The organism is Acinetobacter sp. YH12145 (assembly GCF_013418335.1).
Lineage (GTDB): Bacteria > Pseudomonadota > Gammaproteobacteria > Pseudomonadales > Moraxellaceae > Acinetobacter > Acinetobacter amyesii.
On the sequence record NZ_VPCE01000001.1, the window covers coordinates 75417 to 98367 of the forward strand.

The 22951-nt window shown below is 39.6% G+C and carries 17 protein-coding genes; 9 read left to right on the forward strand and 8 right to left on the reverse strand.

Annotated elements, in window-relative coordinates; genetic code table 11:
- Positions 1–148 precede the first annotated feature (148 nt).
- On the forward strand, positions 149–943 hold the full coding sequence (locus FTU80_RS00365; protein WP_180083809.1) for a hypothetical protein: 795 nt from the start codon (positions 149–151) through the stop codon (positions 941–943).
- A 278-nt stretch (positions 944–1221) separates the two neighbouring features.
- Positions 1222–1620 carry a hypothetical protein gene (locus FTU80_RS00370; RefSeq protein ID WP_180083590.1) on the forward strand — a complete coding sequence of 133 codons (399 nt, stop codon included), beginning with the start codon at positions 1222–1224 and terminating at the stop codon, positions 1618–1620.
- 49 nt (positions 1621–1669) lie between these two features.
- Here FTU80_RS00370 and FTU80_RS00375 read toward each other — a convergent pair whose 3' ends face one another.
- Positions 1670–2008 carry a hypothetical protein gene (locus FTU80_RS00375; protein ID WP_180083593.1) on the reverse strand — a complete coding sequence of 113 codons (339 nt, stop codon included), beginning with the start codon at positions 2006–2008 and terminating at the stop codon, positions 1670–1672.
- A gap of 347 nt (positions 2009–2355) precedes the next feature.
- Between FTU80_RS00375 and apbC the strand changes: the two genes are divergently transcribed.
- Entirely contained in the window at positions 2356–3624 is a 1269-nt protein-coding gene (apbC, locus tag FTU80_RS00380) for an iron-sulfur cluster carrier protein ApbC (protein ID WP_180083596.1), read from the forward strand.
- 501 nt (positions 3625–4125) lie between these two features.
- On the opposite strand, the gene FTU80_RS00385 is transcribed toward apbC, so the two are convergent.
- Genes FTU80_RS00385 through FTU80_RS00395 form a run of 3 tightly spaced genes read right to left on the reverse strand, consistent with a single transcriptional unit; the run spans position 4126 to position 7614 of the window.
- Positions 4126–6138 carry a TRAP transporter permease gene (locus FTU80_RS00385; protein ID WP_067764590.1) on the reverse strand — a complete coding sequence of 671 codons (2013 nt, stop codon included), beginning with the start codon at positions 6136–6138 and terminating at the stop codon, positions 4126–4128.
- Positions 6135–6629 carry a DUF1850 domain-containing protein gene (locus FTU80_RS00390; protein WP_227591861.1) on the reverse strand — a complete coding sequence of 165 codons (495 nt, stop codon included), beginning with the start codon at positions 6627–6629 and terminating at the stop codon, positions 6135–6137. Before FTU80_RS00390 ends, FTU80_RS00385 begins: the two co-directional genes overlap by 4 nt.
- Entirely contained in the window at positions 6607–7614 is a 1008-nt protein-coding gene (locus FTU80_RS00395; RefSeq protein ID WP_180083599.1) for a TAXI family TRAP transporter solute-binding subunit, read from the reverse strand. The genes FTU80_RS00390 and FTU80_RS00395 overlap by 23 nt, the downstream gene beginning before the upstream one ends.
- Before the next feature lie 435 nt (positions 7615–8049).
- On the opposite strand from FTU80_RS00395, the gene FTU80_RS00400 reads away from it, so the two are divergent.
- The 6 genes from FTU80_RS00400 to FTU80_RS00425 all read left to right on the forward strand — a co-directional run bounded on the left by FTU80_RS00400 (position 8050) and on the right by FTU80_RS00425 (position 15893).
- Entirely contained in the window at positions 8050–8643 is a 594-nt protein-coding gene (locus tag FTU80_RS00400) for a LysE family translocator (protein ID WP_078192265.1), read from the forward strand.
- Positions 8644–8755: 112 nt separating this feature from the next.
- The gene (gene dcd, locus FTU80_RS00405; RefSeq protein WP_005008040.1) at positions 8756–9325 is read left to right on the forward strand and encodes a dCTP deaminase; all 570 of its coding nucleotides are present in this window, start codon (positions 8756–8758) and stop codon (positions 9323–9325) included.
- A gap of 244 nt (positions 9326–9569) precedes the next feature.
- Positions 9570–11630: a hypothetical protein gene (locus FTU80_RS00410; RefSeq protein WP_180083602.1), complete on the forward strand. Its 2061-nt coding sequence runs from the start codon at positions 9570–9572 to the stop codon at positions 11628–11630.
- Between the two features lie 10 nt (positions 11631–11640).
- Complete coding sequence (locus FTU80_RS00415) at positions 11641–12330, forward strand: hypothetical protein (RefSeq protein WP_180083606.1); 690 nt, start codon at positions 11641–11643, stop codon at positions 12328–12330.
- Between the two features lie 30 nt (positions 12331–12360).
- The gene (locus FTU80_RS00420; protein ID WP_180083609.1) at positions 12361–14541 is read left to right on the forward strand and encodes a DUF6160 family protein; all 2181 of its coding nucleotides are present in this window, start codon (positions 12361–12363) and stop codon (positions 14539–14541) included.
- A 50-nt stretch (positions 14542–14591) separates the two neighbouring features.
- Entirely contained in the window at positions 14592–15893 is a 1302-nt protein-coding gene (locus FTU80_RS00425; protein ID WP_180083612.1) for a hypothetical protein, read from the forward strand.
- 62 nt (positions 15894–15955) lie between these two features.
- Here the strand turns inward: FTU80_RS00425 and FTU80_RS00430 are convergent, their stop codons facing one another.
- The 4 genes from FTU80_RS00430 to FTU80_RS00445 form a co-directional block, all read right to left on the reverse strand.
- Positions 15956–17671, reverse strand: coding sequence for a proline--tRNA ligase (locus tag FTU80_RS00430; protein WP_180023163.1), 1716 nt, complete (start codon positions 17669–17671; stop codon positions 15956–15958).
- A 96-nt stretch (positions 17672–17767) separates the two neighbouring features.
- On the reverse strand, positions 17768–20872 hold the full coding sequence (locus tag FTU80_RS00435; protein WP_180083615.1) for an efflux RND transporter permease subunit: 3105 nt from the start codon (positions 20870–20872) through the stop codon (positions 17768–17770).
- A 23-nt stretch (positions 20873–20895) separates the two neighbouring features.
- Entirely contained in the window at positions 20896–21999 is a 1104-nt protein-coding gene (locus FTU80_RS00440; protein WP_180083618.1) for an efflux RND transporter periplasmic adaptor subunit, read from the reverse strand.
- A gap of 46 nt (positions 22000–22045) precedes the next feature.
- Positions 22046–22639 carry a hypothetical protein gene (locus FTU80_RS00445; protein WP_373685158.1) on the reverse strand — a complete coding sequence of 198 codons (594 nt, stop codon included), beginning with the start codon at positions 22637–22639 and terminating at the stop codon, positions 22046–22048.
- Between the last annotated feature and the right edge of the window lie 312 nt (positions 22640–22951).

Genomic DNA, 22951 nt, shown 5'->3' on the forward strand with positions numbered 1-22951 from the left:
TTATGCAATGGGCTGTAATTTTACATGAGATAGCCAGTACTTGCACAAGGGAATAGGTGAAATCTTTGCAAAAGTAAAAAAATCTATATTGCTGACACAATTACAGTGATAATAGGGCATAACTGTGATGCCTAAGAGTAACAAGCCCATGTATGAAGATGACTATGATGACGATCAGCCAATCACTCGTATTCCTCAAAATGAACAGCGTCATAAATTGGGGCATCACATTATTAAAGATGCACAGCAATATTTAGAACAGATTTCTGCAGATGAGCATGCCTTACTGATTCAAACCCTGCGTCATTTGGCACAAGATGAGCCTTATTTCGATATTTTGGCCGATGAATTAGATCAGCCTGTAGAAATGAAAGTAGCGAATGATGCTTTAAATTTATTGTATTTTTGGCAACTGCTTCATCAACATGAAAATGATGCAGACTTTGATTTTCTGAATGTCATCAATAGCGAGTTTTTCCAAACTGAATTGTTGAAAGCCTTTGATGCTTTGAATATTGGTGAACATAAAGCACAGCGCCGTCAGGTACTTCTAGATGCGTTTAAACTGTATAAATTAGACATCCATGCCGGTTGTATCCCTGTCTTGTATGCACAGTTAGAAGGCATTTTAACGGATGTACTGATTCAAACGGGCTTTTTAAAGCAGAGCGGTACCAAGTTTGTCGATGTCTACAAAATTGTTCCCGGTCTAAAAGGCAGTGAAATTAAAAGCCTGTGGCACAAATCTAAAATTGCTAATGAGTTGAATCCATATTTTGCCGAATTGGCAGCCTATCAAATGGATAGCAGCTCTACCGTAGCCATGACCCGTCATAATATTTTGCATGGTACAGATGTCGCGCATTTTAATCAGGGACGGAGTTTCATCCTATTTATTTGGCTGTTTTCCGCAGTAAGCTTTATGAGCACGGTCAGCAAATAATCTTTTTATGTAGCGGTAAAGTGCGTCATTAGGGGCTTTACCGTTATTCCTTTTGCTTAATTTAGATTGATGAATATCAATACAATAAAAATAGCCTTTATATTTTTCAATGATTTAATACATTTAAACTCGGATCAATTTTAACTCCTAACCTTATGCCAAAAAGCATAAATGCAACGTCATGTAGCTCAATTGTTTCTAAATGCATATTTTTAAGGTCATCCCGTCAAAGCACGTTATAACTATTGTTAGACAATAACAGAGAAGAGGCGAGAACGATGACAACTGAAAATAAAATTGATCAATTGAAAGATAAAGCGTCAGAATTGGGTGATGATCTAAAGCTCAAAGCCAAAGAAGCTCAGCTTGAAGGTGAAAAAGCCCTCGATGGTGCAAAGCATAAAGCTGAAGAGTTAAAACTCGAAGGCGAAAAAGCCTTAAATGATGCGAAACATGAACATGCAGAACAGCATGCAGAAACCAAAGATCGTCTAGATCAGTTAAAAGCAGAAGCCAGTCACAAATTAGATGAAGCCAAAGTCAAAGCCTCCGAACTTAAACATGAGGCTGTCGAAAAATTTGATGAACTCAAAGTGCAGGCGACAGAGAAATTTGACGAGTTAAAAAAGAAAGCCACTGACACACTGAATAAGTTTAAAAAAGATGATCAAGCTTAATTGGGGCTGATCAAAAAAGCCGTTCTATCAAGAGCGGCTTTTTTAGGATTCATTGTTTTAATCTATCTAAATTTTCAGTCTTAATATTTTTGACTTGATCATCTACTACGGTAATCACGTAGCGCATATTAGCAATTTCATAGGTGTAATCTACCGCTAGTTTCGCAGGCAGATTTTTTTCTTGCAGCGGATAGGACAGCATTTTCATCGGAGAAGCTTGCATACGCGAGCGCATGAGATCGAGGCTATCACCAATCGCCACAGTTTGTCGGTCAGGTGTTTGAATGGCTTCAGTCATAACTTCTGCATAGGCTGCTGAAGTCAGGAGCATCAAGGCACATAAACTCGTTTTATACACAGACTTCTTATAGATAGTCTTCTGATACATCGTCATCCCCATTTTAAAAACTAAAAAGCACAAAATGTGCCTTTAGATTGCACATCCATCGCAATGATTATTCTGTTGAAACGATTGAAATATAAACTGAAATTACGCTGTAAAAGTATGGTTGATATGTAATCAATTTAAAATTTAATGGCTTTAGTTTAGCCGCATAGATCAACTATAAGGGCATTTTAAGTGGCACACGCTTGAAAACTTGCTTGAAAGCTGACTAAATTAATCAACTTTATAAGTTTATAGGGATAAGTCATTCATCTCCCTCTTACTCTGGGGCAGATGAACAGGTAAACTATCGCTATTATCTTTTGATTTTCCTGTTTGGAGACAACATAATGTCGTGGCTTTCTTCTCTAAAATCTGTGTTTTCACCCTCCCAAGAGGTGAAAGAAGAGGAAATCCAACAGGTTTTACAAAACTATGTACTTCCCAATTCAAATAATGCTTTAAAAGACCGTATTACACAGGTAAATGTGCAAGGTCAGATCTTGCAGATCACGATTAATACCTTTCCTTCAGAAGCCGATGACTTACAAAAAATCCATGATGATTTGGCCGATGCATTGGAAAAATGTGGCATCACAGAATTAAATATGCACGTGATTCAGCAAAAGACTGGACATACATCGGGTGGTTGCGGTCATCACCATGCAGAAGGCGAAAGCTGTTCTAGCCAAGAAAAAGCTGAAAGTTCAGCAGCAAAAAGCCAGTTACCTCCAGTTGTGGATGCGTCTGCGAAAACACCCGAAGCACCTGCCGAAGTTGATCCGAATAACCCACCGATTCAAAAAGCCGCTCCACAACAGCGTGATGTACCGAAACATCCACGCATTCAAAATGTAATTTTAGTGTCTTCAGGCAAAGGTGGTGTGGGTAAGTCAACCACGACAGTTAACTTAGCTTTGGCATTACAGCAATTGGGGCTAAAAGTTGGCGTTTTAGATGCGGATATCTATGGTCCAAGTATTCCAACTATGCTCGGTAACGCTGGCCGTACGCCTATGATTGAAGCTGAACAATTTGTACCAATTGAAGCTTATGGTTTGGCAGTCTTATCGATTGGCCATTTAACAGGTGATAACAATACCCCTGTGGCTTGGCGCGGACCAAAGGCGACTGGCGCATTAATGCAGTTGTTTAATCAAACCTTATGGCCAGACCTTGATGTCTTGGTCATTGATATGCCACCAGGTACAGGTGATATTCAGTTGACGCTTGCACAGCGTATACCGGTGACAGGTGCTGTGATTGTGACGACACCACAGAACGTTGCATTAATGGATGCGACCAAAGGCATTGAGTTGTTTAATCGTGTACACATTCCCGTGATGGGCGTGGTTGAAAATATGTCGACCCACATCTGTTCGAGCTGTGGACATGAAGAGCAAATCTTTGGCACAGGTGGTGGCGACCAACTTTCAGCCCAATACGACATTCCACTCTTAGGCCGTTTACCGCTGAACGTACAAATTCGTGAAAATGCCGATGCAGGGAAACCATCTGTGATAGCAGGTGATGATGCTGCTGAAAGCTATATGGCGATTGCGCAAAAAATTGCAGATGCATTGCCTCAGGCTGAAAAAGATAAAAACCGTATTTTCTAAGGGTGAACTGAAATTTAAGTTGATCGTATTAAAATCTGGCCTCGTGCCAGATTTTTTATAACGTGGTATTGGGAGTGTTTGAAAATTATGAGTACTGAACTTTAGACATTCAACGATGTCTATGAATTACACATCTAAAAAACGATTTGCACAATTTCTTATTTTTCCTGCGATTATAAGCCGTCTGCCAAGGATAAAATTCTTGAGGCATATCAAAGGATGTCGCGTTTGTACTTAGTTTTTACAAAATAGCTTTCACGATATTTCTATTATTTTGGCTAGGATCAATTCTTTGAACGGCAGTAACTGTACAAACGCATTGTGTCTTAGATTTTTTGCCAAATGTCCTCTGTTACAAGGGGCTTAGCATTGAAAAAATATAGAGGAACAAATAATTTTAAATATTATTTGAAGTCATTAAAACCCACCCATCAAATGAGGGTACGCCTTAGTCTAAGAAATTAAAAAGCCCGGTAATTACCGGGCTTTTTAATTGGTTTTTTAGGAGGAAAGAGACGGGTTTGCTTTACGTTTAGCAGTGATAATATTCACCGTAATTGCGATGATGACCATGATAATGCCTACAATATCTGTAATGGTTTCTGGAATAATCATACACAGCGCACCCACACCTAAAAAAATACGCCAGAACCAGTTGAGATAAGTCTTGAAATAACCTTCAACTGCGGAGCCTAAAGCGAGAATTCCTATCACTGAAGTGACAGTAATACTCACTATAGTTGTCCATGCAGGAAAGGCAAATTCTCGAGCATTGACTGCAACATTGGTGGTATCAATCATCAGCATGGCAGGGTTATAAACGAATAAAAATGGAACAATAAAACCAGCAAGAGATAGTTTTAAGGCCTGAAACCCAGTGCGCATTGGATCACCGCCTGCAATTCCTGCGCCCGCAAAGGCGGCAAGGGCAACTGGTGGGGTGATGTTTGCAAATAAACCAAAATAGAACACAAACATATGCGCGACTAATACAGGGATATCAAAGTTTGCGAGTGCTGGTGCTGCCATGGTGGCAGTAATGATATAGGCCGGAATAGATGGAAGCCCCATGCCTAAAATCATCGATGCAATCATGGTTAAAAATAAAGTGAGAAAGAGACTACCTGCACCTAAACTCATAATTGAAGAAGTCATTACTGAACCAAAACTTGTCAGACTTACTACGCCGATAATAATACCAACGACAGCACAAGCAGCCATCACAGATAATGATTGTTTGGCTCCATCAACGAGCGCATCTAAAATATCTTTTACACCCATTCGTGTTGATTTTCTTAAAGCTGCTACAAAGATGGTCAGGACGATGGTGTAGACAGCAGCATAGCTCACAGGAATATTCTGAAATAAGAAAAAGACCAGTGCCAAAATTGGAATAAGTAAATGTCCACGCTCTTTTAGAACTTCTTTTACTTTAGGTAAATCAGCTTTAGGTACGCCTTTCAGATCATCTTTACCCGCACGGAAATGAACTTGAGCCATGACGCCAAGGTAATACAATAAGGCAGGTAATAATGCGGCTAGTGCAATCGTGCCATAACTCACGCCAGTTGTTTCGGCCATAATGAAGGCACTCGCACCCATGACTGGCGGCAAAATTTGTCCACCGACGGATGCACTGGCTTCAACGGCACCAGCAAAATTCTTGTGATAACCAATTTTTTTCATCAATGGAATGGTAAATGAGCCTGTGCCAACAACATTGGCAACAGCAGTTCCATTAATACTGCCCATAAATCCACTTGAAATTACAGCAACTTTGGCAGGACCACCTTGTTTATGACCCGCCAATGCCATGGCAAGATCATTGAACAATTTCCCCATACCTGATTTTGCAAGAAAAGCACCAAAAAGGATAAATAAGAAAATAAAAGTGACGGATGCACCAATTGCCGAAGAATATAAGCCTTCGGTTTTTAAATACATATGTCCGAAAATGTCGCTGATGGTATAAGGGCGAGTAATTAATCGATCTGGCAACCAATCAAAGTGACTGATAAATGTATAGGTCAGGAAAATTAAACTTAAAATGGGCAGCATCCACCCCATGACCCGGCGAGTTGCTTCTATGACTAATACCACACTCATAATTGCAAACGCGATATCTAAGGTATTTGGAATACCACCTCGAGTGGTCATAATAGATTGATATTCTTTCCATAAATATAAAAAACTGAAGATGGAAAGCAAAGCCAAGAACCAATCGAGAAGTGAAATATGCTGCCGGGAGCTTGCTTGACGAGCTGGATAGAGTAAGAAAATGAGTGCTAGGCCAATAGCGACATGGGCTGCACGCTGTATTAACTCAGGTAAAGGATTAAACGTAATAAATAAATGAAATAATGAATAAAAGATCGCTACAAATGCAACAAAGTAGGTAACAGATTTGCTCATATTGATTCGAGTAACAGATTCCCGATCAAATTTTTCTAATATGGCTTGTTGTTGTTTCTCATCGAGTTGTTCTAATACAACTTTATCTTCTTTGGAATTCATAGGCATTCTCCAATCCACCAAGACTTCCATTTGGGTTGATATTGAACCGAGATGTTGACCAAACTATAGTCTGGGTAACTTTGAAAAATAGACCAAATTTTTTGGTCAGCGAGGATCGTGCCTTGCATATTTCTAGAAATCACCCAGTTGATTTCATCTATATTTTGATTGACCCGCATTCTAATCACACCATTTTTTTGAAACTCAATGGGATAATTTGAGGGTGTACCTGCACCAAATGAAATCAAATCGGTGTGGCGCAGTAAAAACTTATTCTTTTGACGCTGATATTGTTCAGACCAAGCCGTCTTTTCTACTGAATGCTTCCACTGTAAATCAAATTGATCAGTTGAAATTTTGCATATATCAGTTTCAACTCTAACCTGCGTATACAGTGTTGGATAGCTAGCATAGATTAAGAAGAACAATATAAAAAATGCAGTATAAACTGCATTTTTTTGAAGCTTATTATTTTTTAGCCACTTCATCATAGTAGCGTTTCGCGCCTGGATGTAGAGGCGCTACAAGGCCTTGTTGAGCACCTTCAAGCGTGATTTCTGTTGCTGCTTGGTGTGAAGTTGCCAATTGAGGCAAACTGTCAAAGAAAGTTTTTGTTAGTTTGTAGACATCATCATCCGATATATCTGTGCGAACAACTAATGCATTTTTAATTGCGGCAGTTTGAATGTCCGCAGTATTGCCATATGTGCCTTTTGGAATAATCATCGGTAAGAAATAACTTTGATCTTTAGCTATTTCTTTGACTTTATCTGCATTGATTGAAACTAACTGTAGATCAAAGCTTTGTTGAAGTTCCATGAGTGATGAATTTGGAATGCCACTAGTCAGGAATGCTGCATCAAGCTTGCCACCTTTTAAAGCATCAGCGGCTTCAGCATAGCCTAAATAATCAACTTTAATATCTTTATAGGTGATTCCAAAACCATTCAACAGTGTACGTGCATTTACTTCTACACCTGAATTTTGTGCACCTACAGCGATACGTTTACCTTTCAAATCTTCGATATTTTTGATCCCTGATTTTTTAGAGGTTACGATTTGTACGTAGTTGGGATAAAGCGCTGCGACTTGGCTGACATTCTCAACTTTACCATTTGCGAAACTTCCTGTTCCGTTCAGTGCTTCTGTTAAGCTGTCACTCATAACAAATGCCATTTCAACTTTATTCTGTTTGAGAAGGTTTAAGTTTTCGACTGATGCACCTGTAGTCTGAGTCTTAGAATTTACACCAAAAGTTTTGTTATAAATTTCTGCAAGACTCGTCCCAATCACATTGTAAGGTCCTGATGCTCCGCCAGTTGCAATGGTTACGAACTTAGTTTGAAGTTGGTTAGATGTAGCTGTTTCTGTGCTTTTTCCTTCCGTGGTATTTTTTGAAGTAGATTGATCATTTGAGCAAGCAGTAATACATGCCAAAGTGACCGAGAGTAACGTGAGTTTTGTCCATTGGTTCATAGAAACGTCCTTTTACACATAAATTTTGAATATTGATTTGATGAATTTTAGTTTTAATTTCCACTACTCAATTGAACATAACTTAATCAATTATTTTTGAAAAGTATTTTTTTTGATTTTTAGTTTCCAATAAATAATGGCTATGCGTAAGAATGGCATGGGGCGGTATTGTTTATTTTAATAATATTTTGTTACGTGTAAAAACTGTAGGGTATACATGGAATCATGTGAAATTTCTATTAATAAATATAAGTTCAAGATATTTCTTTGAATTGTAAGGTGCTCTGAATGACTGTTCAGCTAAGGTTTTGTTTTTCTATTTAAGTTACTGAATTTATAATTAAATAAGGAGTTTTTTATAAGCGTTTCTATTTTTTATTTTGCTAATACGAAACAACTGAATTAATCTTCGCGGATTAAGTTTGAGGTCAAAGTATGATTTCATGGTTTTTTATTGGTCTAGTTATCAGTATTTTGTTAACGCCAGGACCAACCAATACCTTACTCGCATCTTCGGGTATTCAAGTTGGGCTACGTAAATCATTCCGACTCATTCCAGCGGAAGCCTTTGGTTATCTTATTTCGATTAGCCTATGGGGTTTTCTCATTGGTAAAATTTCCGTACATCTGCCTTTACTACCGACCATTTTAAAACTGTTTAGTGCTGGCTATATTCTATTTTTGGCTATGCGATTATGGCGTACAGCAACTGTTGCTGAAAATTTTAATCAAAAGGGCATTCGTGCACGCGAACTCTTTGTTGCGACTTTATTAAACCCCAAAGCATTATTATTTGCATCTGCGATTTTCCCTGCGTTGGCTTGGCAAAATGCGCAGTATTATGTAGCTCACATGCTGATCTTTCTGTTGTTGATTGTTCCTATTGCATTCTTTTGGACCTTTCTTGGTTCCGTTTTGGCATCGAATAAAATTAGTTGGCTCAATCAAGCCAATCTACAACGAACAGCATCGCTAGTCTTGGTCAGTTTTTCGATTCCACTGAGTTATTCTGCGATTTTAAAACTCTAAATTGATTTGAAAATGACTAAATCCGCTTAGTTCGGCAAAGCTTATTTTCATTAAGTCGGATTTCAGTTAAAGTACCACGCAATAATTGATTTAAGTTTTTGGATAGAGATAAATGGCTATTAAGTCTGATCGTTGGATTCGCGAAATGAGCGAAAAACACGGCATGATTGAACCGTATGCAGAAAACCAAGTCCGTTATGATGAAAATGGCGAAAAGCTTATTTCGTATGGCGTGTCTAGCTATGGTTATGACGTGCGTTGTGCTCGTGAATTTAAAGTCTTTACCAATGTTCATTCAGCAATTGTTGACCCTAAAAACTTTGACGATAAAAGCTTTATTGATATCGAATCAGACGTTTGTATCATTCCGCCGAACTCGTTTGCACTAGCACGGACAGTCGAATATTTCCGTATTCCACGTAATGTGTTAACCGTTTGTTTGGGTAAATCGACCTATGCGCGCTGCGGTATAATTGTCAATGTGACGCCTCTTGAACCAGAGTGGGAAGGTCACGTGACTTTAGAATTTTCGAATACAACCAACTTACCTGCACGTATTTACGCGGGTGAAGGTGTCGCACAAATGTTGTTCTTCGAATCAGACGAAGTGTGTGAAACCTCTTATAAAGACCGTGGCGGTAAATACCAAGGTCAAACTGGTGTGACATTACCGAAAGCTTAATCCTTCGGATTTAGTTAAATAAAGCGGGCGAATTAGCCCGCTTTTTTGTTGGGTCATTCATCGGAAAATAGACCATTCGGTGGGGAAGTTTTTGCAATTGAGTAATTATTCAGCATAATAAAAAGTTAAGTGACTGGTCTATCACAAGTCTGCATTTAAGGAATAAATGGACAATAACATCAAAGCCAGTTCTCAGGAATAAATATAAGAGAGATGCTGAGCATCTGATAAAAGGAAGGTCGAGATGACTCAATTCACCCAGGCTAAGTTATTCCGCCAGAGTTGCTTAGCAGCCGCAGTCAGCATTTTTGCTGCACCATCTGTATATGCGCTTCAAGATTTATCAGATGAAGCACTTTCAGCCACAACTGGTGAAGGTGTTGCACTCACTTTAGAAAATTTCAAAATGGTCTTTCAAGGCCCAAATGACCGTTCTACAGCTTCTAGTTATGCGTCAGGTATGGTTGATCCAGGGAAAAGCGATACAGGTTTTATTCGGATTATTCCTACAGGTGAAAACTATGAACAATTAGGGCAGCGTGCTTACGATAAAATCTACAAAGCAGCTTATGTTGATGCCTATCAGCAAGGCCGAGTTACGGGCTATAACGGTGTTTATGACTCAACTTTTATAAGTTCTAAAAGCACTTATGAGACCAATAATGCTACACGAGTAACCAATGAAACCATCGCAACATATTCAACAGAATATCGTGGCCGATTAGTACAGTCTTATCTTGAATCACCAACGATGAAGGCATATTACGATCAGCGTTATGCAGATTATTATAATGGTTCATCGGCTGGCTTATCTTTTGAAAACGATGGCACAACGAAAGAATCAATTACACCGCTCTTAAAAGAAAAGTCTCAAGCTGCCGCTTTAAAAAATACCTATGAGATGATTGAGTTACTATACGGTAACAATAGTACGGGTAACTTGCCAACCACTTCGACTTTTTATAAAAATTATGTCTCAGGAAAAATAACACGTTCAAATATTATAGATACAACAAAAAATGCTCAGTTGAATGCCAAAGCTGCAGAAACCCTCAATCAGTTGGCAACGGACTATGCCAAGCTTGAAGCTCAAAAGGCAAGCGATGCAGCATTAGCAACTGTGAAAAAAAATGCTGAGATTACAGCCAAACAAATTGCATCTACTGCAACGGTATCGAGTCTCAGATCGAAAGCAGATGTATTTATGTATGGCTTAGCCCTGTCCAACAGTAAAGATAAAAATGGCAAAAGTTCATTAGCAACACGCTATACCGATCAAGGGTTTAATTGGGGGACAGCTGAAAATCCGTGGCTTTTCCATGCGGGAAATCAAGATGTTGAACAATTTGCGAAAGATAATAAGGGGAATGTTGGTTACTTAGCCATTGAGGCACCATTAAAGAAAATTGCAGCAGATGATGCATCTAATAACATCAAACTTGGTTTGTGGATGGACGTATTTTCACGATCTTTGAATTCAAGTAATGTTGTTGATCCTATTACCGGTGCGCCGACTAGTGGCTTAGATAAAGACTATCGTTTACGTACTCAAATTGTTGCGAATGGCCTGAGTTTTAATGGATCACAAGTTCGAATTTTTCAAACCCTAAAATCTACAAATACAAATTACAACCAAACCTTAGGTTTAGCCAGCCTAATTCGTATTAATACCAATGATCGTGCTGAATCACTCAGTATTAATGATGGTGATTTAGATGCTCGTGGTATACGTATTAGTACAGCTGCACGTTCTGAACTGGATGATGGTACTGCAGCGACACCCGCTATGGATCGTTCTGTCGCTCCGATTTTCCATGAAACGGAAGGTCTATATTTATATAGCCCAAACATCAATTTAGTTTTAGGCAATATGTATCAACCCTTTATTGTGGGATCGGAAGGTCGAAATATTATTTTGGAAGTAACACGTATTCCTAACGTGCCTTCTATATACAGTAAAATTTATACTTACTATACAGATATCGCTGGAAATACCACAGGTACATCAGGCTTAACTGCTGCTGACTTTAAAGGTTCAACCTGTAATGTCTATAGTTGTGGCACAGACTTAAAAGCTAATGCTTCAGATACTACAGCACTGTACCAAGGGCGTGATGCAACACATAGTAGTATTGCAATCGGTACAGTAGAACGCTTGCCTGGTAATCTGCTGAATGCAAAAAGTACGGATGCTGCGACAGGTGTAGTGTTTAAAGGTGTTAATGGACAAAGCACGAACTTAGGATCTGTTGCCATAGATGGCGTCTTGATTCAGCACTTAAAAATAAGAACAACAGGGCTGTAGGAGAAATTACATGTATAAAATTTTATGCGCTGTTGTGTGTGCGGCACTGACACAAACTCATGCAGGTTTAGTGTCTATGGATAATAGCGAACTTACCGCTGCAACCGGTCAAGGCGGTGCTGATCTCAGTTGGACACTTTCATTAAACCATCAATATGCCAATGATATGTCAAAAAACAACATATCAATCATGGATGCGAATGGAAAAACGACTCAAGCTTTTTATGGATATCAATGTTCATCCAATGAATTTTGTCGCTTAGCACTTGCACCCAATAATCATGTGGATGCAAATGGTAATAAGAAATGGTTGGTGTTTAAACAGTTTCAAGGAACGTTACAGATCGATCAATTTTCACTAGATGGTGTGACGATTATCAATCGTGAAGGTAATCCACAAACGGCTATGCAGTTGACATTTTATGATGATAAGCCATTAAAAATTAGAAATTTAGGTTTTGGTACGTTGGCAGTAGAAACAGGGACGACAGGTAAGGAAGGTTATGAAAATACCAGTACTTATACGACCTATACCGAAAAGAAAGCTGATGGAACAACTTCAACTTTAGCTGTGCCTGATTTTGATCGTGGTTCAGAACAAGGATTTATGGGTGTTAATGTGCATGGCAACATGCACATGAGTGGAAAGTTAAACATCTTCAGTTTTAACTGCACTGGAAATGGTGCAGGTCGCTGTTAATCAGCTGTGACTGAATATAAGGATATTGTGATGAAAAAAATAACAACTTTAACGGCACTCGCAACCAGTATTTTACTTGCTCAACATGCATATGCTTTTGAAGCGATGACCGATGAAAGCTTGGGTGCAGTTACTGGCCAAGATGGTATTTCGATTACCCATGAAGTTTCTAGAGTCAAAGTTGATCAGTTAAATTGGGTTGACCCAACTGACCAAAATAAGATGAAAATGGGTTTGCACAATGTACAAATAGATGGCGTTGGGCAAAGCACCATTACATCAAAATTAGATTTTGATGTTGGGACTACGGATGCTGGTGTAGGCATGCGTATAGCTGCAAGTGTCAGTCCATTTACGGCTGTTGCGCAAAATATTATGCTGCTGTGTCAAGGCACAACGTGCCAAACGCCTACGCAAAATTTAGGTTCACTTACGATTGCAACATCTTCACCTTTAAAAGTATTACTTGAAACCAGCAATGGTCTATTTAACCGTAATGATACGGCGTATATGGAATTTCAATTGCAAAATGCCAGTATTAGTCATGGTATGAATGGACATAGCGTAACCTTAAAGGACTTTAACTTTAACTTTGCGGGTTCAGGTTATATGTATGTGGCTGCTGATGAAGGCATTGTTCTCACTACAAAATCTACAGGGAGCAAAGACCATACGGTCAATTTGGGGCGGGTCAAGGACACTTCAGATGTACATAGCTCACGTAGCGATGCCACAAACCCCGGCGTTAATATCGATTTACGATACGGTACCGATGGTGGTGCACAGCGCAATTTAATTCGTATGGGAGCATCGGGTGCTGTCACTAATGCACGAGTTGCCTTAAATGCCAATCAAGAAGGAATTAAAGATTTTGGTCTAGCAACGAAAGCTTCAGGATATGAGTCCGTTGGTTCAGGTGGTTTACATTTAGGTGTGCGCGCGGATTTCACTTCAAAAGATGATCCGAGTCTTGTTGCAGGTCAAGCACCGACAACCTTAGAAATTGGCCATACGGGTATTGGTAGTTATGCCATTGAATTTTCTAATTTAACGTCTTTAGTTGCTGATAAAAATGCCTATATTGATTTTGGCGATATTTATATCAATACCATTCAAGCAAAAAGCCTTGATTTTCTGGTAAATGATAAATTAAAAGCGACATTAGGTTTAACCAATAATGTTTTAACCCAAAATCTGTCAAATCAAACGGCGGGTGGAAATTTTGCACTTGTGGCGATTCGTGGTATGGATTTTCAGTCCATCGCGCGTACCGCACGATTTATTTCGGATAACTCAATTGCTGCAATTGCAAGTAATGACAACAGTTGGGGGATTGGTATCCCGATTTATAATATGAATGCCAACGTTGCATTATCAGAGAAAAAATACAGTTATAAAAATGCGGCTGAAAAATCAGGTATTGGCTATAACCTTGTGATGAGCACAGATGGTTATGGTGTTGATAAAAAAACAGGAACGCCAAGTACAACATCCATTATTTTGATTGATGGTAAAAAAGGTATTAATGGTCAAGAAGTCAATTATTATGCAGGCTTAAGAAACATCAATGCACTTATTCAATCTGATGGTGTGATTGGCTATGAAAATGATGGCATCTATGTACGTGCAGATAATTTATTGATTGCAGCCAATGCCGAGTTAGCGATTGGTCAACTGCCGGGTTCAACCTATAACTGTGCGATTACAGCTTCTGCCAAATGTGGGACCACAGTACCTTTAGATAATTTCTCTAAACGTGATGATGTGTTGACGAATATTGCGTTTAAACTTGATGGTAAAGGTGAGCTATTTATAGTACCGGGTCTAAATGACACTGCAGAAAATAATTATTTATCTTTCCGTGGGAGCTTTGAATTTAAAGCATTAACTGATGCTGAAAAGAAAGATCAAAAAGTTATGGGAAGCTATTTAAGTTTGATGAATGAAGATGTAAATGCCAGCGGTGTCGTTTCAGCTTCAAGTATCAATATTAATAAAATGCAGGGCGATCTAGGCTTTGATGCTCGAATTAAAATGAAACAAGATTCGGTAGAGTTTGATAATCAGGTAAAATTCAATCCAACCAATAATATGTCTAAAGCGTTTCGTGCAGAAGTTTCGATGTTAACAAATGGCAATATGCAAAAGATGGCGGATATTGCCCTAACCGGTGGAACAATGCGAAGTACGATGGGGATTACTCCACGCTAGTAAAATTAAAGCAATAACAAATAAATAAAATAACGAACAGGGAATTTGTTATGAAAAAGAAGTTAATCAGAGGTTTGATATTCTCGACATTTGCGATGAGTAGCTTATCTCATGCAATGATGGCTTTAGATGATGAAAGCTTATCAAAAGTTGATGGTCAAGCTTTACTCTCCATGGAATATACGCAGGGGTATAATTCTGTGGATGAGAGTGGACAAGCCGTTGACCAATCCAAAGTTGGCTTTTATAAACTTGGTTTGGAAGCTGAAATGGAGCTCAATGCCAATATTAAAAAGCTCCAATTGGGTTGTGGTGGTGCAAATGGCTCAGGTGCTTGTGATATTGATATTGATCATATTTCACTGAGTGGCTTGCCTGCAAATAGCAATTATACGTCGGATGAACGTGCGGCAACTTCAGCTTTGCTGACCAATCCTTTTATCGAAATTGCAATTAAAGATCCGAAATCAGCGGCAACACGTGAAGTGATGGGCTTTCGTTTGAGCGCTGAAAAAATTTCTGGATTAATGACATTAGGTACAGAAAATAGCAATACACCCAATGGTATCAATACCTTTAGTGGTTATATGAAAACAAAAGCGTCTGCGGGTGTTGCAACAACTGCCGAGCGTGTGATGGACTATGCTTCTACGCAGCAATACATTGAAGGGGCTGTTAAGGGGACATTATTTGGTGCTGAAGTTGATCTACCGCTTCACTACAAATCAGATAATTATTCCTTTAATTTAAAATCAACCACAGCTCCTTTTACGATTCCAGCCACTGTTGTAAGTGGGAATCGAATGACAGATGTACAGTTAAAGGGTACAGGAACTGTTGATCGTCTAGATTTTAGTGGTCCATTAGTAGCTCAAATCTCTCTACTCGGTTTAAACATTAATTTGGATAAAGATGTGACGGGGTATCTTACTGGGCTAAAAACCGATATTACGGTAAATCAAAGTTTAGGTTTGATTCACGCACTTTATCTAAATAACCCTGCTTCGCTATCTTTACAAGCTCAAAAAATACTCTGGCCTGGTGCTGCAGTCGCAGCAGAAAGAGGGTGGTGGCTGGCGATGGAAGATGAAGTCGATTTGGGCAGTATTACACCATCAGATAAAGTGGCGATTACAGATGAAGTGTTGAAACAAACGATCGCCGGAATTAACCATGACTTAAGTACCAATGTTCGTAACTGTGGAGATTTAATCTTTGGTTGTGTTGCGGGTTCTGCTTTAGATGTTAAAGAGATTAAAAACCCGTCATTAATTGATTTCCCATTAACCAATTTAAAATTGTCTGGACAGGAGTTTCGTTCTAACTGCTTCGGGGGGCTGAAATTCTGTTAAGGCTTAAAATATTTGATATAAAAAATCCCGCACCTAGCGGGATTTTTTATGTTTAGCGTAAATTATTTTGCAAGTTTCGCTAAAAGGTCTTCTTTACTGAGGTTGCTTGATTCTTCATCACGGCGACCTTTGTACTCAAATGTACCAGCATCCAAACCTTTCTCGCCAATGACAATACGGTGTGGAATACCTGTTAACTCGATATCAGAGAATTTAACACCAGGACGCTCATTACGATCATCAAGAAGAACATCATAACCAGCAGCAGTTAATTCTGCATACAGTGCTTCAGCTGCTTCCATTGTACGTGGTGACTTATGTGCATTCATTGGCACGATAGCAACTTCGAAAGGAGCAATTGCAGACGGCCAAATAATACCTTTGTCATCGAAGTTTTGTTCAATCGCAGAAGCAACAACACGAGTTACACCAATACCGTAGCAACCCATAGTCACAACGAGAGGTTTGCCATCTTCACCTAAAACTTTGCAGCCAAGCGCTTCAGAGTATTTTTGACCCAACTGGAAGATATGACCAACTTCGATACCACGTTTAATCAAGATTGTACCTCGACCATCTGGAGAAGGGTCACCTTCAACAACATTACGCAGGTCATAAACTTCGGTGTATTGTGCATCACGTTCCCAGTTTACACCTACAGCATGTTTATCAACTTGGTTTGCACCAGCAACAAAGTCTGAAAGTACAGACGCTGCACGGTCAACAATAACGGTAATGCCTTTTTCGGTTAAGCCTTGAGGGCCACAGAAACCAGCAGTTAAGCCTAAGTCAGCTAATTGTGCTTCAGTTGCAAAAGTTAATGGAGCAGCAATTAATGGGTGTTTTTCTGCTTTAATTTCATTCAGTTCATGGTCGCCACGTAGGAATAAGGCAACCACTGGTGCAGCTTTACCTTCTTCAGCAACACCTTGAACCAATAATGCTTTGACAGATTGAGTAGGGTCTGATTTAAGGAATTCAGAAACCTCAGCAATGGTTTTCTGATTTGGTGTATCAACAATCTCAAGTGCTTTAGTCGGAGCAGCACGTTCACCTACTAATACTGCTTCCGCCATTTCTACGTTAGCAGCATAATCTGACTCTGTAGAGAATGCGATGTCATCTTCGCCGCTAGACGCAAGGACGTGGAATTCGTGTGAACCAGAACCACCAATTGAACCTGTATCCGCTTGAACTGGACGGAAATTTAAACCTAAACGAGTGAAAATCTTGCAGTAAGCTGCATACATCTTGTCATAGGTTTCTTGTAAAGAAGCTTGGTCAACATGGAAAGAATAGGCATCTTTCATGATGAATTCACGTGAACGCATCACACCGAAACGAGGGCGGATTTCGTCACGGAATTTGGTTTGTACTTGGTAGAAGTTTGCAGGCAATTGCTTATAGCTTTTCAATTCATTGCGAGCAAGATCTGTAATCACTTCTTCATGTGTAGGGCCAAGTACAAAGTCATTGTTATGACGGTCTTTAAAACGTAAAAGTTCTGGACCATATTGTACGAAACGACCTGATTCTTCCCATAAAGATGCGGGTTGAGTGACAGGCATCAGGACTTGAAGTGAACCAGCACGATCCATCTCTTCGCGGATAATCGCTTCAACTTTATTTAATACGCGAACGCCCATCGGCAGCCAAGTGTATAAACCTGAAGCCAATTTACGAATCATCCCGGCACGAAGCATAAGCTGATGTGAAATAACTTCAGCATCGTTTGGGGTTTCTCTTAACGTTGCAAATAAAAAGCGACTCGCGCGCATGGAAACTGTCCTAAAAAATTAAGCGTTAAAGTGGAGAGTATACAATAAAAAATGAGGTGAACATTTTCCAAAGTCACCTCATTTTAGATTTTGTCATTATGACATGATTTTTTTGGCCTGACGTGCAAGGAAGTTTCGGAAATCATCCAAATAGGTAAAAATCACCGGCACAACCACAAGTGTTAGTAGGGTAGAGGTAATCACCCCGCCAATCACGGCATGTGCCATTGGTGCACTTTGTTCACCGCCTTCACCTAAACCAAGTGCAAGCGGAATCATACCCATCACCATTGCACTGGTAGTCATTAAAATGGGACGTAAACGGGTTTTACCTGCTTCAATAATCGCTTCATAACGATCTACACCATGATCCATGGCTTTTTTAATAAAGTCGATGAGTAGAATTGCGTTCTTTGTCACCAAGCCCATGAGCATAATAATCCCGATAATGGAAAAGAGGTTCATGGTTGAATTAAATAAGAATAGGGCTAAGAAAACCCCAATCAATGATAAGGGCAATGAAGCCATAATGGCTGCAGGGTGAATGAAGCTATTAAATTGTGAACCCAAAACAATATAAATAAATACAATAGAGAGGGTAATCGCTGTCATTGCATAACCCGCAGACTCAGCCATATCTTTATTGGCACCTTGCGTGACAAAACTATAACCTGGTGGCAAGTCGAAGTTTTTCTCTATCTCATTGATTTCGGCACCAATATCACCCGCAGGACGTCCTGCTGTGTTGGCTTCAACCATCACTTCACGTGCCAGATCACGACGGTTAATTTGTGAAGCACCGAGTGTTTCTTCAAAGCTTGCCACACTTGCCAATGGAACTAAAATAGGTAAGCCTGCAGCATCGGTTTTTTGTGATGTGATGTACATGCTTTGAATGTCAGTTGGCAGTCGACGCTGATCTTCAGTGAGTCTTAAATTTACATCATAGGTTTCGCCTTTATCATCCTTCCACGTTGTTACATTATCACCCGCAAGAAGAGGGCGTAATACATTGGCGATTTGATTGACGGATAAACCTAAATCACTGGCTAAAACGCGATTGATATGTACACCTAAGGTCGGTTTAGGTTCTTTGAGTGAGCTTTCTAAGTCGACAATACCGTCGACTTTCGAAATTTCTTTCATGAAGCGGTCAGAAATACGTTGTAACTCATCTAAGTCTGGTCCCTTAATCGAGATCATTACCGGCTTTTGGCCGCCCGATACTGTTTCATCAGCTGAGGCAATCGAGGTAATGGTAATACCTGCTACATGTTTTAAGCGGGTACGGAATTCATTGTTGAGATCTGTTAGGGTTTGACTACGCTCTGTACGTGGTGAAACGGTGACACGAATGCTGGCATGGTTTTTACCCCGATCAGTGGCACTATTAATTGCACCATAAGTGGCTTTGACTTCTGGATGTTGGCGAATGATACGATCTACTTGCTTAAGCTTAGCCTGCGAATATTCAAGGGTTGCATCAACTGGTGTTTCAAATTTGATCCGAATTTCACCTTTGTCTGGTACGGGTACAAATTCAGTTCCGATCATTTTGGATAAAGCTAATGCGCCAAATAAAGACGCGACGGCGATTAAAAGGGTAATGAGCCTAAATCTTAAAGCAAGCTTGAGTAATTTTTCATAATGATGGCTTAGGTTGTCGAGCTTGCTCGAAATCCAGTTAAAAAAACGTTTGATTTTACCCGGCTTTTTATTTGGATCTTGGCGCTCTGCCCAGTGAGCAGACAACATGGGGTCAAGGGTGAAACTCACAAACATTGAAATCAGTACAGCGGTACTGACGGTTACACCAAATTGATAGAAGAAACGCCCAATAATGCCGCCCATAAATGCCACAGGTAAAAATACCGCGACAATGGTCAATGTTGTGGCCAATACGGCTAAACCAATTTCTTTCGTGCCGTCGAGTGCAGCGGTGACGTGGTCCTTGCCCATATCGGCATGGCGGACAATATTTTCACGAACCACAATGGCATCATCAATGAGTAGACCGATACTTAGTGAGAGAGCCAGTAGGGTCATCATGTTGATGGTAAAACCAAAAATCCAAACAAAGGTGAGGGTACCTAGTAGCGAAATCGGTAGGGTTAAACCTGTAATGGCTGTCGAACGAAATGAGCCGAGAAATAACAATACAATGAGTACCGCAAGTACTGCACCTTCAATAATCGTACGTGCCACGTCTTTAATGCTGCCACGAATACCTTTTGAAGAATCAACCACAATTTCTGCGGTCGTGCCTTGCGGCAATTGCTTTTGGATTTTACTTAAGGTTTTACGGGTATTATCAACCACCTCAATCACATTAGAGTCCGAACTTCTCAGAATGTCGACAGCGACGGCTGTTTTACCATTCAGATAAGCACTCGACTCCATTTCAGCTTGGCTATCTTCTATTTCGGCAATTTGTTTGAGATAAATCGGCGCGCCATTTTTATTGGCAACCACTAAATCACCGAATGAGTTTGGGTGAATAACGCGAGATTTAATTTCGACCACCAATTCTGAATTCTTTTGTTTTAAGGTTCCTCCCGGAACTTCAATATTTTCAGATTTTAGGGTGTTTATAACTTGGTCTATCCCAATCCCGAAACTTTGTAATTTTTGCGGATTTACTTGAATACGAATTTGACGCTGTGCATCACCCAATAAATTGACCGTACCGACACCGGGAACCGTTCTAAGCTGGGGCACAATCCGTTGATTCAGATAGGAACTCAAATCACGTAAAGACATGTCCTTCGATTCAAAAACAATCGACATAATTGCACTGGCAGTAGGGTCATAACGTTCTACGATGGGGTCATCAATTTCATCACGAAATTGTGCGGTTACTGGTGCAATTTTATCTCGAATATCCTGTGCAGCTACAGAGGACGAGACATCTAGATTAAATTCGACAATAACCGTGGATAAACCTTCACTGGATTGAGAAATGACTTGCTTGAGGCCTGAAATGGTATTGATCTGATCTTCAAGTTTCTTGGTGATTTCAGATTCGACAGACTCAGGAGAAGCACCCGGATAGTTGGTGTAGACAACAACAAAAGGGAAGTCGACATCAGGAAACTCTTCAACACCCATACGTTGCCAAGATGCGAGTCCTAGTACCATCAGACAGAACATCATCATGATGGTGAAAACAGGATATTTCACACTAATTCGGGTTAACCACATAACAACTGTCCTGCCTTATTCTTTTAATTTTGGCTGATACTTACATCTTGTTTGATATCTGAATCATTAAATTTAATTCGGCTGATCAGATCGCTATTTTGTAAGCCCTGAACAATCGCGGTGTTATTGCTATAACTCTGATTCAAAATTTGTACAGGTACTTTGGCAATTTTATTTTGACGAATGACCCAGACGTAAGGTTGGTCTTTTAGACTTTGAATGGTATCGAGTGGAATTTTTTGGCCTGAAATATTATCCGTGCCTAAGATGTGACCTTCGACAAAAGCACCAATACTTAATGAAGTAATAGTTTCATTTGGGGCTGCAAAAAATTCAATTTGACGACTGGCTTGATTGGCAATCGGTGAAATCCGGCTGATTTGTGCTGTGAGTAAATTGCTATTACCTTGGATGCTATATTCAATCTTTTGTCCAATTTTCAGTGCAGCTTGCTGATCACTTGGTAATTTGGCTTGAATTTCTAATTGGTCTGGATTGACAATTTCAAAAAGGGTTTGTCCGGCAGCAACCGTTTGTCCCGGTTCAACATCACGTTTGGTAATCACGCCTTGGATAGGGCTATAAATGGTACCATCTTGACTGGCTTTTCGCGCAATATCGACATTAGCTTGTTGGGCACGAACATTTTCCATTTGAGCTTGGTAATCGACACGACTTTGTTCAAACTCTACTTTGGAAATAAAGCCTTGATTCAGCAAACGCTGTTTACGTTCCATCATCAGTTTGGCTTGATTGGCTTGAGCTTGCGTTGATGCAAGGTTTGCTTGAGATTGAGCAAGACGTGCGGCATTGTCTTGATTATTTAAACGCACCAACACTTGGCCTTTGCTGACACGTTGTCCGACTTCTGCATTAACATTGGTTGCAGTCGCAGTGACTTGGGCTTGAATACTGCTCTGATTGACTGCCCGAATGGTACCTGTAAAGACTGTTTTTGAAATGGCATTGCCTTGTTCGATCGTGACCAGATCTTGTTGAATCAATTCAATCTTATTTTCTGGTTTAACACTTTGCTGCGGATCTTCTTTTTGACATGCAGCCAAAGCCAGGCTTATGCAAAGCAGGCTAAGCTTTAAAAATGGGGATGATTGCTGTGCAGAGTGCATAATGGTCCTTGTATCAGCGGTCTACAAAAGCAATTGAATAACAAGTTTATTCCATCGCTTTTAAACGCGTAATAATTCTGTCGTATTCAGCTTCTGTATTTCGATAGCGAGTTTGTAACGATTGAATGTATTCTTTTTTCGCTACCATATTTTTTTGATTATTATCCAACATTGTTTTTAATTTTGCCGGAACGGTTTCACCTTTTCGAAAATGTTCACGTTCTTGACGAACAAATAATACACGATCATTTTGTAATTGTTTTAATTGTTCTTGTTCAAACACGATCTGTTTACGTATACCAGTCAGTGCATCACGTTTTTTAATGGCTGCAGTTCGGCTATTGGTATAGGCTTTTTTAAGTTTGATATCTGACGCTTGCTGACGTGCTTGGGCAGCACGCTGAGGAGCTTGTCTAATGTCAGCTTCAGCATTGTAGGGGCGGTTACGTTTAATCACTTGCATATTTTGATCAAGTGCTTCATAACCATAGCGGATGTGATTTGGTGTCACATTGGTACTGATGTTTGCTACACCTTTACTGTCATAGTAACGATACCAAGTCGCCTTTTGTGGTTGCTGTATATTGGTTGGTGCAGCAAATAAAAGCGGGGTATAAGCCAGTAAACAAGTCGTCAGAATGATTTTTTTTGAGAAATGTTTAAGGCCAATCAAGTGAATTTTTTTTGTAAGCGGACTCAACCTTGTACTCCCCAGTTTAAAGTTGACTAAATTACTTATTTTAAAGTAATAATCTTGCTATAATATGCTTAATTAAGATAATTAAATACTATTCCAAGTTAAAAAAAAATCGTTGGTCATCGGAAAGTGTGAAGCAGTTAATAAAAACAAGAAATCTTGTGTGTTTGCGCAGAAAATGTTCATTGAAAACGCAAGTAAAGATATGTTAAAAATGTTCACAACTTGTAAATAATAATGCTGCTAACTTAATTG